This window comes from Propionicimonas sp. (assembly GCF_034927565.1).
Taxonomy (GTDB): domain Bacteria; phylum Actinomycetota; class Actinomycetes; order Propionibacteriales; family Propionibacteriaceae; genus Propionicimonas.
In genome coordinates this window covers 13875-28593 of sequence record NZ_JAYFPT010000115.1, presented here as the reverse complement: position 1 = coordinate 28593, position 14719 = coordinate 13875, and the positions used below count along the sequence as shown (strand labels likewise).

General features: G+C 71.5%; 12 protein-coding genes. 2 read left to right on the top strand and 10 right to left on the bottom strand.

The genetic code is table 11. The features are described 5' to 3' along the window. The 6 genes from VB080_RS15485 to VB080_RS15460 form a co-directional block, all read right to left on the bottom strand. Positions 1-1124, bottom strand: a 1124-nt coding sequence (locus VB080_RS15485) for a DoxX family protein (protein ID WP_323419350.1), incomplete at its 3' end; no start/stop codon positions are given. A gap of 343 nt (positions 1125-1467) precedes the next feature. Then, positions 1468-2634: a DNA polymerase III subunit delta' gene (locus tag VB080_RS15480; RefSeq protein WP_323419349.1), complete on the bottom strand. Its 1167-nt coding sequence runs from the start codon at positions 2632-2634 to the stop codon at positions 1468-1470. Further along, positions 2631-3266, bottom strand: a complete 636-nt coding sequence (tmk, locus tag VB080_RS15475; protein WP_323419348.1) for a dTMP kinase — start codon at positions 3264-3266, stop codon at positions 2631-2633. The genes VB080_RS15480 and tmk overlap by 4 nt, the downstream gene beginning before the upstream one ends. 208 nt (positions 3267-3474) lie before the next feature. Continuing rightward, a complete protein-coding gene (gene topA, locus VB080_RS15470; RefSeq protein WP_323419347.1) occupies positions 3475-6192 on the bottom strand; it encodes a type I DNA topoisomerase in 2718 nt (905 codons plus the stop codon). 113 nt (positions 6193-6305) lie between these two features. Continuing rightward, positions 6306-8171 (bottom strand): S1C family serine protease, encoded by a 1866-nt coding sequence (locus tag VB080_RS15465; protein WP_323419346.1) that lies wholly within the window; start codon positions 8169-8171, stop codon positions 6306-6308. A gap of 102 nt (positions 8172-8273) precedes the next feature. Beyond that, positions 8274-9791: a methyltransferase gene (locus VB080_RS15460; protein WP_323419345.1), complete on the bottom strand. Its 1518-nt coding sequence runs from the start codon at positions 9789-9791 to the stop codon at positions 8274-8276. 455 nt (positions 9792-10246) lie between these two features. Between VB080_RS15460 and VB080_RS15455 the strand changes: the two genes are divergently transcribed. Next, entirely contained in the window at positions 10247-12583 is a 2337-nt protein-coding gene (locus VB080_RS15455; protein ID WP_323419344.1) for a DEAD/DEAH box helicase, read from the top strand. 212 nt (positions 12584-12795) lie between these two features. Here the strand turns inward: VB080_RS15455 and VB080_RS15450 are convergent, their stop codons facing one another. The 4 genes from VB080_RS15450 to VB080_RS15435 form a co-directional block, all read right to left on the bottom strand. Next, positions 12796-12978: a DUF1918 domain-containing protein gene (locus VB080_RS15450; RefSeq protein WP_323419343.1), complete on the bottom strand. Its 183-nt coding sequence runs from the start codon at positions 12976-12978 to the stop codon at positions 12796-12798. A gap of 71 nt (positions 12979-13049) precedes the next feature. Beyond that, positions 13050-13427, bottom strand: coding sequence for an Rv3654c family TadE-like protein (locus VB080_RS15445; RefSeq protein ID WP_323419342.1), 378 nt, complete (start codon positions 13425-13427; stop codon positions 13050-13052). Then, a complete protein-coding gene (locus tag VB080_RS15440) occupies positions 13424-13750 on the bottom strand; it encodes a TadE family type IV pilus minor pilin (protein ID WP_323419341.1) in 327 nt (108 codons plus the stop codon). Before VB080_RS15440 ends, VB080_RS15445 begins: the two co-directional genes overlap by 4 nt. 74 nt (positions 13751-13824) lie before the next feature. After that, positions 13825-14025, bottom strand: a complete 201-nt coding sequence (locus VB080_RS15435) for a DUF4244 domain-containing protein (protein ID WP_323419340.1) — start codon at positions 14023-14025, stop codon at positions 13825-13827. A 234-nt stretch (positions 14026-14259) separates the two neighbouring features. Here VB080_RS15435 and VB080_RS15430 point away from each other — a divergent pair, with 234 nt between their 5' ends. Beyond that, entirely contained in the window at positions 14260-14718 is a 459-nt protein-coding gene (locus tag VB080_RS15430; RefSeq protein ID WP_323419339.1) for a ribbon-helix-helix domain-containing protein, read from the top strand. The last annotated feature ends 1 nt before the right edge of the window (position 14719 follow it).

Below are 14719 nucleotides of genomic sequence, written 5' to 3'. Positions count from 1 at the left end.
TGTTCGGCCTTGTCGCGCTCCCGTCCGGCCCGGAAGCTGCGGTCGACGCTCCAACCTCCGCCTCCGAGCAGCAGGAACAGCAGCCCGACCGCGGCCAGCAGCAGTTCGTATTCGCCCAGGAAGCCCGGCTGTCCGGCGACGAACGGACTCCACGGGCCCCACAACACGAAGGCCAGCGCACCGCCGGCGATCAGCAGCACACCCAACCCGGCCACGCGGGTGAGCAGGCCGAGCACCAGCGACAACGCGATCAGCAGGCAGGCCACACCGGTCACGATCGCCATCACCTGCGGGTACGGGATGATCGTGGTCGCGAACTGGGCCTGGGCCGCCGGGATGTCGGTGACCAGGTTCAGACCGCGGACCAGGAAGATCGCCGCCGTCACCAGGCGCAGCAGGAACAGGCCCAGGGAACCGAAGAACCTGTCGTTGGTGCGCTTGTAGACCACCACCGGCTCGGGCGCGGTCACCGGAATCGGCGCGGTGGCGGTCAGCGCAGCCTCGCGCGCCTCGCGCCGGGCTGCCCGCTCGGCAGCCAGCTTCTCGGCCTCGGCCGACAGCGGGTCGAGTTCGGTCGGCTCTGCCACCACCGCGTCACGGAAGATGGTGTCGGTCGGTGCCGTCGGCGTGGTCGGCCCGGACGGCAGGTTGGGCGACGGCGTCACCGGGACATCCGGGACGGGCATGCCCCACGCGGCCGGGGCCGGAGCGAACAGTGGCGCGGTGGCGGCAGTGGCTTCGGCTGGTTGCGCAGACTCGGACGCGGGTTCACCGGCGGGCGGCTCAGCCACCGCCGGCGGCGGGACCGGAGTGCCCTGGGGCTCGGCAGGCGACACGTCCGCCACCGGTTCGGGCGCGGATGCGGCCGGCTCGGCCGGGGCATCCACGGTCTCGGCGATCGGCTCAGGCTCGTCCGGAGTGATCGACGGCATGCCTTCCTCGACGGCGTCCTCCACCGGATCGCCCTCGGTGGGGCCGGCATCGGGCAGGACGTGCTGCGACTCGGCCTCGTCGGCCGGCTGGACGGCTTCGACAGGCTTCGTTTCTGGCGCCCAGGCGGCGTCCGGATGGGGACCGGGCTCGGGGGTGGGCACGGGTGGTTCGGGGTCGTTCCGCTCGGTCACCGGAGGGTCCTTCCTGCAGACTCTGACGCCCCTATCAAAACACTCCGCGCAGCCAACCTCGACCAGCGACACGGCTCACGCCCAAGTCCGCCCGGCCGAACACCGACGCACACCGCTTGATCACTGGCAGACCGGTCTCGGCGGCAGGTTTCCCAGGGCAGCCTCCCGATCGCCAGGCCTGCTGGTGAGCGGCTCCCCGTCCCGACCTGACCTGCTGCGCGTCGCCTCCGACGGGCGGCTGGCTGTGTTGCCACTGGCCGGTGCTGCGCCGACGCCTCCCTCCGCCATCGTGCGAGGCGCTCCGCCGAATACCGCTCGCGACGGCCCAAGCCCCAGAGACGCTCTACTCCAGGCCCTCGCCCAGGCCGATCATCAACGATTCCATCGCCAGCAGCGGTGCCACATTGGTCTCCAGCGCCGTGCGGCATTCCAGGATCGCGTCCAGTCGCCGGACGGTGGCCGAGGCCGGGCTGCGCCCGGCAAGCCGTCTGATCGGGTCGGCGAACTCGGTGTTGATCAGCCCGGCACCGGCAGCGGTCTGCAACACCAGCACATCGCGGTAGTAGGAGGTGAACTCGGTCAGCACCCGGTCGAGGGCGTCACGCTGCAGCCGCTTCGCCCTGGCCTTCTGCTGGTCCTCCAGTTCGCGCAGGGCGGCGTTGGCGTTGCGCGGTTTGGCTCCCTTGGTGCCCATCCCGAGCGCCTCGGAGAGCTCTGCCTTCTCACGGGCGTCCAGATCGGTGGTGATCGAGGAGGCCTCGTCCGCCGCCGACTGGACGACGCTCGCGGCGGCACTCAGGCAGGCGCCCAACGAGGTCAGCTTCTCCGGCAGGCCGAGGATCTCCCGCCGCCGGCCGCGCGCCGACTCGCTACGAGCCAGTGCTCGTGCCCGTCCGATGTGGCCCTGGGAGACGTGGGCGGCGAATGCGGCCAGGTCCGGCTCGACTCCGTCCCGGCGCTGCAACAGTTCGGCGATCGCCGGCTCGCTCGGCGTACTCAACTCGATTCTGCGGCACCGGGAGCGAATGGTCGCCACCACGTCGTCCGCGGTCGGCGCGCAGAGCAGCCAGACAGTGCGGGCGGCCGGCTCCTCGATGCTCTTCAGCAGGGCGTCGGCGCCCCGTTCGGTGACCCGGTCGGCGTCCTCCACCACGAGCACCTGGAATCTGCCCAGGGTGGGGGTCATCGCTGCCCGGCGGACCAGGTCACGGATCTCGTCCACCCCGATCGACAACTGCTCGGTGCGTACCAGGGTGACGTCGGGATGCGCCCCCGACAAGGCAGTACGGCAGGCTCTGCAGTGACCGCACCCGCCGTCCTCACACTGCAGGGCGGCGGCGAAGGCCCGGGCGGCATTGGAGCGGCCGGAACCCGGCGGCCCGGTGAACAGCCAGGCATGGGTCATCGCGTGACGCTCGCCGGTCACCGCCCGGCGCAGGGTGGAGATCACGCGCTCCTGGCCGATCAGGTCGCTCCACACCCCGCTCGCGAGGGCTGCTGCGGTGGTCACGGTTCCAGCGTGCCAGCCGGAGCTGACAATAGCGGCGCCACACGGTCGCGGATGGTCCGCGCGATGCCCTGCTTGTCGGTACGGGCGGGGAGCACGAGGTAGTGCTCCGGATCACGCGCGGCGAGATCGAGGAACGACTTCCGGGCACGCACGTGCAGGTCCAGGCCGGCGCCCTCCAGCCGGTCGGGCTCGGCGATGCCGCCCACTCCGACCGACGGGTCGAGGTCGAGCAGGATGGTCAGGTCGGGCAGGAGGTCGGCGGTCGCCCAGCGGGCGATCTGCTCGATCCGGTCGATGTCCAGCCCCCGTCCGGCACCCTGGTAGGCCAGCACCGAGTCGACATACCGGTCGCAGACCACGACCGCGCCCCGCTCCAGCGCCGGCCGGACGACCTGGGCGACATGCTGAGCCTTGTCGGCCAGGTAGAGCAGGGTCTCGGTGCGTTCGGCCAGGTCACGGGTGGCCGGGTCGAGCACGATCCGGCGCATCACCGCGCCCGCCGGGGTGTCGCCCGGTTCGAAGGTGAGCACCACCTCATGGCCGCGGCCGGTGAGCCACTGTGCGAGCAGCTTCGCCTGTGTGGACTTGCCGACCCCGTCGCCACCTTCGAGGACGATGAACACCCCTACCATGGCCCGAAGCCTACCCAGATCCCGGCACCGGCATCGTCGCGCGGCCACCCGGCCGTCACCCGCAGAAACCGGGCGGATATGGCCACTCGCGTGGATAATCCCCTCGCCCTGCCGGATTCACCCGGTTTCTGGCGGGCACCCCGCGAGACAGCGTCAGGGGACCGGCAGCCACGCCCCGGCCAGTCGCATCCCGGGAAGCCGACCGGCCTCAGCTGGTCTTGCGGGCCCGGCTGGTCGCCGTCCGCTTCGCGGCAGGCTTCGCAGCCGACGCCTTCGGCGCTGCCTTGCGGGTGGTGCGGGTGCGCTTGGGCGCCGGGCCCTTGGCACGCTTCTCGGCCAGCAGCTCGGCGGCCCGGTCCAGGGTAATGGCCTCGACCGAGTCGGTGCGGCGCAGCGTGGCGTTGGTCTCCCCGTCGGTGACGTAGGGGCCGAACCTGCCGTCCTTGACCACCACCGGCTTGCCCGAGTTCGGGTCGGTGCCGAGTTCCCGCAGTGGGCCGGCAGTCGCCCGTCCGCCCCGGGTCTTGGGCTGGGCGTAGATCGCCTCCGCCTCGGCCAGGGTGATGTCGAAGATCTGCTCCTCGCTGGTCAGCGAGCGAGAATCGGTGCCCTTCTTCAGGTACGGACCGTAGCGGCCGTTCTGGGCGGTGATCTCCTCGCCGTCGGCGGACGTGCCCACCACTCGCGGCAGGCTGAGCAGCTTCAGCGCCTGCTTGAGCGTGATCGTGTCCACCGACATGGACGGGAACAGCGACCCGGTGCGCGGCTTGGCGCCCTTCGGGGCATCCTCCGGCAGCACCTCGGTGACATAGGGCCCGAATCGTCCGGACTTGGCGACGATCGCCCGTCCGGTGTCCGGGTCGACGCCGATCTGGCGCTCCTCGGTGGTCGGCCGCTCCAGCAGTTCGCGGGCGTGCTCGACGGTCAGCTCGGCCGGTGGCAGGTCGGCGTCGACGTTGGCCCGCCGGCCCTCCGCGTCCTCGATGTAGGTGCCATAGCGGCCCACCCGGACGTTGATCCCGGAGTCGCCCAGCGGGAAGGTCGACAGTGCCCGGGCGTCGATGTCGCCGAGCTCGTTCACCAGCGCGTGCAGCCCCTCGTTGGTGGCTCCGTCCGGCCCGAAGTAGAAGTCGCGCAGCACGGCCACCCGGGCGGCGTTGCCGTTGGCAATCTCGTCGAGGGTGTCCTCCATCCGGGCAGTGAAGTCATAGTCGACCAGCTTCGGGAAGTGCTCCTCCAGCAGCCGGGTGACGGCGAAGGCCAGCCAGGTCGGCACCAACGCCGACCCCTTCTTGAAGACGTAGTCGCGGGACGTGATCACCCGGATGATGGAGGCGTAGGTGGACGGCCGTCCGATGTCGCGGCGCTCCAGCTCGGCAACCAGCGACGGCTCGGTGTAGCGCGCCGGCGGCGAGGTGCGGTGCGGCTTGGGGGTGACCTGTTCGGCGGCCAGCTGCTGGCCGGCCTCGAGCTGCGGCAGCGGCGCCTGGGCGTCGTCGGCGGCCTGGTCGGACTCGGCGGTGGCGACGTAGACCTTCAGGAAGCCGGGGAAGGTGATCGTCCGCCCCGACGCAGTGAAACCCGCCCGTCCGGTCTCGACCACCTCGCCGGTGGAGGCATCGGTCAGCGGCACCCGATCAGGCAGGGTGGCACCGATCCGGACGCTCACAGTGCTGCCCTCGGCGTCCTTCATCTGGGAGGCCAGGGTGCGCTTCCAGATCAGCTCGTAGAGCCGGTACTGGTCGCCGTGCAGGCCGGTCTCGGCCGGGGTCTGGAACTGCTCGCCAGCCGGACGGATGGCCTCGTGCGCCTCCTGCGCGCTCTTCACCTTCGAGGCGTAGAGCCGCGGCGCGTCCGGCAGGTAGGCGCCGCCGTAGAGCTGCTTGATCTGCGCCCGGGCCGCCGCGATCGCGGTCTGCGAGAGCGTGACCGAGTCGGTTCGCATGTAGGTGATGAAGCCGCGTTCGTAGAGTTCCTGCGCGATCGACATGGTGCGCTGCGCGGTGAAGTGCAGCTTGTTGCCGGCCTCCCGCTGCAGGGTGGTAGTACGGAAGGGCTCGTAGGGACGAGCGCGGTAGGGCTTGGCCTCCACCCCTGCGACCGCGTAGCTCGCGGACTTCAGCGCCTCGGCGAGGACGCCGGCGGCGTCGATCCCCAGGTGGAAGGCGTCGGCTCGGGTGAGCAAGCCGTCAGCGTTGAAGTCCTTGCCGGTGGCGATCCGCTGGCTGCCGACCTGCACCAGCCCGGCGGTGAAGGTGCGCGGGTCGGCGTTCTCGCCGGCGTCGAGGGTGACCTCCACGTCCGCGTAGTCGACGGCGGTGAACCGGATCCGCTCCCACTCCCGGTCGACCACCAGCCGGGTGGCCACCGACTGCACCCGCCCCGCCGAGAGCTTCGGCATGACCTTCTTCCACAGCACCGGCGAGACCTCGTAGCCGTACAGCCGGTCGAGGATGCGGCGGGTCTCCTGGGCGTCCACCAGATCGGTGTCGAGCTCACGGGTTGCCTCGACGGCGGCCTGGATCGCCTCCGGGGTGATCTCGTGGAAGACCATCCGCTTGACCGGGATCTTCGGCTTCAGCTCATCCAGCAGGTGCCAGGCGATGGCCTCGCCCTCGCGGTCCTCATCAGTGGCCAGGAAGAGTTCGTCGGCGTCCTTGAGTTTTGCCTTGAGGTCACGGATGGTCGCCTTCTTGTCGGAGTCCACGACGTAGATCGGGGCGAAGTCAGCGTCCACGTTCACGCCCGTCCTTGCCCACTTCTCGCCCTTGTACTTCGCCGGGATGTCGGCCGCCTTCTCGGGCAGGTCACGGACGTGACCGCGGCTGGACTCCACCACATACCCCGGGCCGAGGAATTTGGTGAGGCTGACAGCCTTGGTGGGCGACTCGACGATCACGAGCCGACGCTTTGTCGCTGTGGCCACGGCGGTAATTCCTGTCGACGCTGGATGGGTACGGCGGCTCACTCTAGCCTCCGCCGACACCCTACACAGCAGACGGCAACTGGCTCACCAGCCGACGTGCAGCTTCGATCAGCTCAGTTGACCGGGCTGGCTCCCAGGGTGACCGTGGCCTCATCGCGGGTGCCGTTGGCGGCCACCCACTCGACCTGCACCTGCTGCCCCGGCTCCAGCGAGCGGACGACGCCGGCCAGATCGGTGTCCGCGGTGATCCGGCTGTCACCGATCCGGGTGAGGATCGCGCCGGCCTGGATCCCTGCCGCTTCGGCGGGGCTGTCCGCCACCACCTCGGTGACCGTGGCACCCAGCCGGTTGCTCTCCCCGATCTTCACCCCGAGGTAGCCGGCAGGGCCCACCCGGACGGTGCCGGCGTCCTGGCCGGCCTGGATGATCTCGACCACGCTCATCGCCTCGGCGATCGGGATCGCATAGCTGCTGCCGCGCTCCACCGAGCCGGCGGTGGTGATCCCCATCACCTCGGCCTCGGCGTCGAACATCGGACCACCCGAATGCCCGGGTACCGCGCCGGCGGAGGTCTCGATCAGGCCCTCGAGGTTCTCCTCCGAGCCCCAGGGCGAGTCGGAGGTGACGGTGAGGTTCTCGTTGAGATCGGTCACCCGTCCAGCTGCGCGAACCAGTGCCCCACCGCCGTCGGCATTGCCCACCGCGTAGGCGGGGTCGCCGATCCGGACCGGGTCGTCGTCGAGCGTGACCGTCACCAGGCCGCCCGCGTCCTGCAATTGCAGCAGCGCGATGTCGCGGCTCTGGTCGAAGCCGAGCATCGTGGCGTCGTAACTCCGTCCGGTGTCGGCGAGGGTGGCGTCGATCGAGTCCGAGCCGGCCACGACGTGATAGTTGGTCAGCACCTTGCCGTCCGAGGTGACCACCATGCCGGTGCCGGACGCGAGCCCGCCGGTCGTCCCCGCCTCGATCAGGACCACGCCAGCCGACTCGGCGGCGGTGACTCCCCGGGCGGCCTGGGCGCGGGGACGGTCGGCAGCATCGTCCTGCGAGGGTGCTGCCTGGGGCTGGCTCGGCGGCAGGGTCTGGACCGGCTCGCCCGCGCGCTCGGTGGTGCGGGGGAAGAGATAGGACAGACCGCCGAGGGCCAGCGAGAGTGCCAGGGCCACCGACAGCACGACCGACACCCGTTGGAGGGTGGTGCGCCGCCGAGGTGGCGGCGCGGGTTGGTAGTCGGAGGGCGGCTGCACCGGCTGGTGGGCGGGATGCCACCACGGCAGGGTGGGGTCGTACGGCGGCTGTCCGGGAGGCTGGCCCGGGTACGACGGCGGGACCTCCCAGGACGGCGGCTGGTAGCCGTACTGCTGCGGCGCCCACGGCGAGGGCTGCTGGCCAGCCCAGGGCTGGGATCCGTACGGCTGCGGGGCGTAGGGCTGCCCGGCGGCAGAGGGCTGCCCGGCATCGGGCTGCTGCAGGTACGGCGGGGCCGCCGGCGGCTGCGGGGCGTAGGGCTGCTGCGGGTACGGCTGCTGCAGGTAGGGCTGCTGCGGATAGGGCTGCTGCGGGTACGGCTGCTGCGGATAGGGCCGGCCCGCCGGCGGCTGCGGGGCTTGCGTCTGGTCGTAGGGGTCGTAGGGTGCCGTGGTTCCGGCCGGCGCCGCCCCGTAGCGGGGCTGATAGGCCGGCGCCTCCCCGCTCAGCTGGGGCCAGGCCGGGTCCGCGGACGGCTCGGGCCAGACCGGGTCCGCGGACGGCTCGGCCAGCCACGGATCACCGTCCGGGGGAAGCGCCCGCGTCGGCTCGGGACTGCCGGACGGTGGCACGCCCCAGCCGTCCTGGTGCGCCGGGAGGGCCGAGTACGGTTCGCCATCGTCGGGCACCCCGGCGCCCCAGCCGTCCTGCTGACGCGGCAGGGCACGGGTGGGTTCGGGCGCGCTCGGGCCCCCGGCGATCGGCCGGGTGGGCTCGTCTGGATTCGTCATCGTCTGGCTTCCCTCGCCCCAAGTGTCTCTGGCGCAGGCAACCGCTGGCTAGTGTCTTCCATTCCCGAGGCGGTCTGCTGCGTGTCGCCCGACGCCCAAGGGTCAGGAGAAACGGTCCGGCGTGCCTGCCACGCGGCCCGGCTGAGAGCAATCCGGCTCGGGGATCAGGAAGCCGTCGGCAATCAGCGGACGGAGCCGCCGCAGGACATCCGCGGTGAGGGCGTCCGGGTCGACCTCCAGGACGGAGGCGGTCGCGGCCAGCAGCACCCCGAGCGGCAGGTCGCCATCGCAGGCGCCGACCACCGCGGCCAGGGCGGTGTCAACCGCGACCGCGCGACACAGTCCGCTCGACTGCCGCAGCGCGATGTGCTCGGGGTCGTCCGCTCCCGGGCGGCCAATGGTCTCCTGCGCCACGGCCGGCGAACAGCGCCAGGCGGCTGCCAGCAGCCGCACGTCCGGCCAGGTGGCAGGATCGATCGCCTCGAAGTGGGCAGCGATCGCGTCCCCCACCGGCTGGGCGACCGAGTGTGGCCATTCCTCAAGCCGGATGTCGGGACTGACCGAACCGGTGCGGCGGACGAAAATCCAGCCCATCCCCACCCCGGTGATCCGGCTGGCCTCGAAGTACCGGAGCCAGCGGCGGTATTCGGGCAGGTACGCCGGTGTGCCGAGCAGCCCGGCGTCCGCCAGCCAGATCTCGATGTACTCGTAGGGGTCGAGCGCCTCGCGCTGCAGCGCGAGCGCGTCGCAACCCGGCGGAAGCCACTCCGCCACCCGCTCCTGCCAGGGACGGTCGGCGGTCTCGGCCCAGTTGCCCAGGACCACCAGCGTGCCACCCGGGTTCAGCGGGACGGACCCGACCACCTCCCGCATCAGCCCGTCGGCCTCGAACCCGCCCTCGCGATAGATCAGCTCGCCGCCAGGAGGCGACATCACGTACGGCGGGTTGGTGACGACCAGATCGAAGCCTTCGCCCGCCACCGGCTGGTAGAGCGATCCGAGCCGGAGATCCGCCTCGACGCCACTGAGGCCGAGGGTGATCCGGGCCAGGTCGAGGGCACGCGGGTTGAGGTCGGTGGCGACGACGCTTCCACAGTGGTCGGCCAGGTGCAGGGTCTGGATGCCGCAGCCGGTGCCGAGGTCGAGGGCTGAGTCCACCGACTGCCTGGGCACGAGTTGGGCGAGGGTTGTCGAGGCGGGCGAGGCGCCGAGGACGAAGTCCGGCCGCGGCCGTCCCACCCGTCCGTCGAGCGGAGTCTGGTCGGAGCAGAGCCAGCCGGAACGAGTCTCGGAGCCGTAGGGCTTGAGTTCGACGGCGGCGCGGAGTTCGTCGGTACCGGCCAGCAGCCCCGCTTCGACCAGCGCCTCGATCGGCAGCCCGCCGAGGCCACGGACGGCGACGGGCTGCTGCAGCAGCCAGAGCCGGATCGCGCAGGCCTGCGGGTCATCGGCGTCACCGAGTGCCTCACTCGCCGCGACGCTGCTGTTGCGCGCCAGGCCCGCCAGCGCCTGCGGGCCGAGCCGGCGTTCGACGCCGTCGAGGGTGTAGCCGATGGCCAGCAGCTGGTCGCGCACCTGGTCGAGGGCACCGGGAGTGAACATGCCGACAGCCTTCCACATGCCCGCCTGCCGCAGCCGGGTCAGCTCGTCGCGAGGGCATCGGGAGTGAGCATGCCGACAGCCTTCCACACCGCAGCCGGACGCCCCGGGCCGCCCACGACCAGTGCCGCGATTCTGGAGGTCGGGCCTGTCACCCGGTGGCCTCCCGAGGCCGGTCTGGAGGTCCCGGGTCGAACCCGCCACCCGGGGCCGCTCCGTCCGCCGTCCATCGAGCCCAGCGACTGCTTCACTGCCAGGCGGGCCCCGCCCCGGTGCGGCATCCTTCGGGTTGGGATGCGCTCACCGGTGCCTGCCTCGTCAACCATCCATGCCCGAGGCTCGAGCTCAGCCAAGGCATCGGTTCACCCCGCTCGGCTCACCACCCAGCCGGGCAGGAGGCGCCAGGGTCAGCAGGTTTCCCCCGGCCCCGGGGCGGCGTGGCCACCCTGTCGGGCCGGCGTGGCAGGCTGGGGCGCATGGCGTTGCCGGAGTGGATGCAGGACGATCCCCGGCTGTGCCATGTCCATCACCGCCCGGCCTGCGACGGGGTGCCGGCCGACTGGCCGGAATGGGTCGGCCCGCAATTGCGGGAGGCGGCGGCACGGCTCGGGATCGAGCGGCCGTGGTCCCACCAGGTTGCTGCCGCCGAGGCGGCCTTCGCCGGGTCGCACGTGGCACTGGCCACACCGACAGCCTCGGGCAAGACGCTGGCCTATCTGCTCCCGGTGCTCGCCGCGACGCTGGAGGGACGGCTGGCACATCAGCATCTTCCTGTACCCGGGCCGCTCCGCGCCGATCCCGGCAGGAGTCGGCTCGCACCGGCAGGCAACCAGCGCGTCTTCCTCGATGAGGCCCCGCACACCGCCCTCTACCTGGCGCCCACCAAGGCACTGGCCCACGACCAGTGGCGCAGTTGCCGCGAACTGGAACTGCCCGGTTTCCGGGTGAGCACGCTGGACGGCGACTCCGACGAGCCCGAGCGCCGGTTCGCGCGCGACTTCGCCTGCTATGTGCTCACCAACCCCGACATGCTGCACCGTTCGGTGCTCCCGAACCATGCTCGGTTCGCCCGGCTGCTGGGCAATCTGCGCTATGTCGTGGTGGACGAGGCGCACCGCTACCGCGGCATTTTCGGCGCCCAGGTCTCGGCGGTGCTGCGCCGGCTACGCCGCCTGGCCCGGCACTACGGCGCCGACCCGGTGTTCATCACCAGTTCGGCGACCATGGCCGATCCCGCCGGCCACCTGATTGCCCTCACCGGCGTCGACCAGGCGGTGGCGGTCGAGACGGACGGCTCGCGTCGCCCGGCGCTTGACTTCTGCCTCTGGCAACCGGCCGAGGATGCCCACGCCGAGGCGGCCGAGTTGATGGCCCGGCTGATCGGGGACGGCCGCCAGACGCTGACCTTCACCACCTCGCGGGTGCAGGCCGAACTGGTGGCACTGCGGGCGCAGAAGCTGGTCACCGACCCCGGTTCGGTGGCGTCCTATCGGGCCGGCTACCTGGCCGGTGACCGCCGGGCGCTGGAACGCGCGCTGGCCGACGGCAGTCTGCGCGGCGTAGCCAGCACCGACGCCCTCGAACTCGGCGTGGACATCGCCGGCATGGACGCAGTAATCAGCTGCGGCTTCCCCGGCACGCTTGCTTCGCTGTGGCAGCAGGCCGGCCGGGCCGGACGGGACGGGCGGGACGCGCTCGCCGTCCTGGTCGCCAAGCCGGAGCCGCTGGACGCCTACCTGTGCACGCATCCCGAGTTGGTCTTCGACCGGCCGGTCGAGCGGACGGTGCTGCACCCCTGGCTGCCCGCCGTCCTCGGCCCGCACCTGGCGGCCGCCGCCCAGGAGCTCCCGCTCACCGAAGCCGACACCGTCTGGTTCGGCCCGACCACCGTGAGGCTGGCCGAGCGGCTCGCCGCCGACGGTGTGCTGCGGCGGCGGGCTGCCGGCTGGTACTGGACCCGTCCCGAGCGGGCGGTGGACGCCATCGACCTGCGCAGCCTCGGCGCCGGCAGCGTCGACATCGTGGACGCCGGCACCGGACGGGTGATCGGGCAGGTCGACCCGAACGCTGCTGACCGGACGGTGCACACCGGTGCGATCTACCTGCATCAGGGCGAGCAGTGGCTGGTGACCGACTACGACAGTGAGGCGCGCAGCGCCCTGGTCACACCGTGCAGCGACCCCTTCTTCACCCAGGCGGTAGGAGTCTCCGACCTGCGGGTGCTCACCGACGAACGGCAGTGGCGGCTGCCCGGGGCAGTCGTGCACCTGGGCGCGGTCGAACTCAGCAGCCAAGTCACCGGCTATCTGCGCCGCGACGAGGTGACCGGCAAGGTCTGGGACTCGACGCCGCTGGAGTCACCGGTCCGCAGCCTGCAGACCCGCGCCGTCTGGTGGACGCTGGACGACAGCGCGCTCACGGCCACCGGCATCGACCCCAAGGCCCTGCCGGGAGCGGCCCACGCCGCCGAGCACGCGGCCATCGGCCTGCTGCCGGCCTTCGCCCCGTGCGACCGCTGGGACATCGGCGGGCTGTCGACCGCGCTGCACCCGGACACCGGGCGACCAACGATCTTCGTCCACGAGGGCCAGCCGGGGGGCGCCGGGTTCTCCGAACGCGCCTTCGACGCGATCAGCGACTGGTTGGCGGCCACTCTCGACCAGCTGCGGGACTGCCCCTGCGAGGCCGGCTGCCCCCGCTGCGTCGTCTCCCCCAAATGCGGCAACGGAAATCAACCGCTCGACAAACAAGCCGCGATCACCCTGCTGGCGGTCGCCCTCGGCGTGGCACAGCCCGCCACCACCGCGGCCTAGAGCATGTCTGCCCATCCCTGGCCGTCGCGAGCGGGGTCCCGCGGAGTGGCTCGCAAGGCCCAGGACGGAGGCGATGTGGCGCATCGCCGACCGACAACAACGCCGCGAGACGCCCACGGGGCACCACGCAGCAGGCCACCGTGGGGATAGGAAGACACGCTCCAGCCACCTCGCCGGCCGAGCCCTGCCGTGCGACCGGTCCACCGGGCACTTCAGCTGTGCTTGATCTCGCAGTCCGTTCCGGGAAACACCACCGTCGTGTGGCCGTCCTCGAACCGGACCACATAGGGCGGGCCGCCGTTCTGGCCGCGGACCTCCGTGACCACCCCGCGGCGATCGGCAGCGCCGACCTTGTTGCCGTGAAGAACGACCTGGTCACCAATGAAGGCTTGCATCGTTGATCACCTCCACCATCACCATAGGACGGAACCGGCCCGTGCACAGCGGAACCGAGGACGCCTCCAGCTCATCCGAGTTCTGCCGTTGCCAGCCAGCCGGCATTCGCCGCGGCCCGGAGGTCGAACCCCAGACCTGAGTTCGGCAACGTCAGCCGCCTGGCCACCACCACGCTCACCACCAGGTCGAGGTCATCACCGGCCACGGAGCACCGGGCGAGTTCCACCTGGTTGGCAGCCGCGAACTCGGCGGCGGCCCGGCAGGGGTCGTCGCCCCCGGCCCGGGCGGTGGCTGCCGACACGGCCACCAGATCGGCGGCGTCCCGCACCTGGCCCTGGGCCACCACGGCAGTGCCGGCGAGCAGCATGCCGACGACGATCAGGGAAGTCAGCAACAACCCCGCCACCGCGAGCATCGAGCCAGAGCCCTGCTCGCCTCGACCAGTCACCGTCGCTCCTCAGGTTCAGCGAGCATGGTGGCGCCCAGCTCCAGCGGAACCGCCGGCAGCCAGGCCACCCACGGCCTGGCCTGCAGGGTCACCACCACTCGCACCTCGTCACCGGACCGGCTCGCCCGTACGACAGCACCCGTCGGCGCTGCCGCCTCGGCGCGGGCGGCCGCCGCCTGGTCGCCCCGGGCAAGCTGCCGGGCAACCTCGCTGGCGGTGCCCTGGCACTGGAACGCCAGTCCCAGCACGCCGAACACCCAGCCCAGCGCGGCCACCACCGGTGCCAGCGCCAAGCTGGCCAGCGCCAGTTCGGCAGTCACCATGCCGCGCTCACCGCCCCTGCCTGACCGGCCGGGGCGGGCGGCCCCCTCCTGCCGCCCGCCCCGCGTCGTCGCCATCAGCCCGCGCCGGTGATCAGGGCGATGATCACGTCGACGATGGCCCGGATGATTCCCTCCAGGATCTTCCGGAACGCCTCGTTGTTGACGAAACCGATCAGTGCCCCGACGATGCTCACGGTCGCCACCGTGCCCACCGCGTACTCCGCCGTCGTCATGCCACGCTCGTCCCGCTTGCGCTTGGCCATCACAGCCGTCATGTCTTCCTCCTTGTCGAACAGCGCCCCGGATAGGGCGTGCCCACAGCATTGGCAACCGGGGATGGTTCGGTTCACCCAATCTGCGAAGCTGTGGATGACCGGCCCTTCGGGCGCCCGGCTGTGGATAACTGACTCGCTCGGCGAGGCCGCCTCTTGGGGAAGCAATGGCGGGGCGACCACGCGTCGTCGTCACCGCCCGGCTGCGATGTCGGACACCCGTCCTACGCTTCGGCCATGACCGCGTTCAGTACCTCGCCCATCCGCGAGGTGGTCGGTGAACTGGGCCCCAGCAACGATCGGTGGCCGTTCACCATGGCCCCGGTCGCACAGCTGTTGCAGGACGGGCTCGAACTCGCCGAGTTGACCGTGCTGGTCGGCGAGACGGCGTCGGGAAGTCGCCCCAATCGAGGCATGAGGCTGAATCCCGATTTGGGATGCATCTCTGGCACGGTTGCGTCTGTGAGCACCCAGATCGCAGTCCGGCTGCCCGATGAGATGGTGGCCTTCCTCGACCAAGCTGTAGCCCGGGGCAAGGCAACCAGCCGCGCCGCGTTGGTCAGTGCCGCGCTGGAGCGCGAGATGCGGCGCCAAGCCGCTGAAGGGGACGCCGAGGTCCTCCGCCGGCAGGTCGTCGAGGATGACCTGGATCCGCTGGTGGACTGGACAGCCGGCCGCCTGGAGACCGCCGACTAGC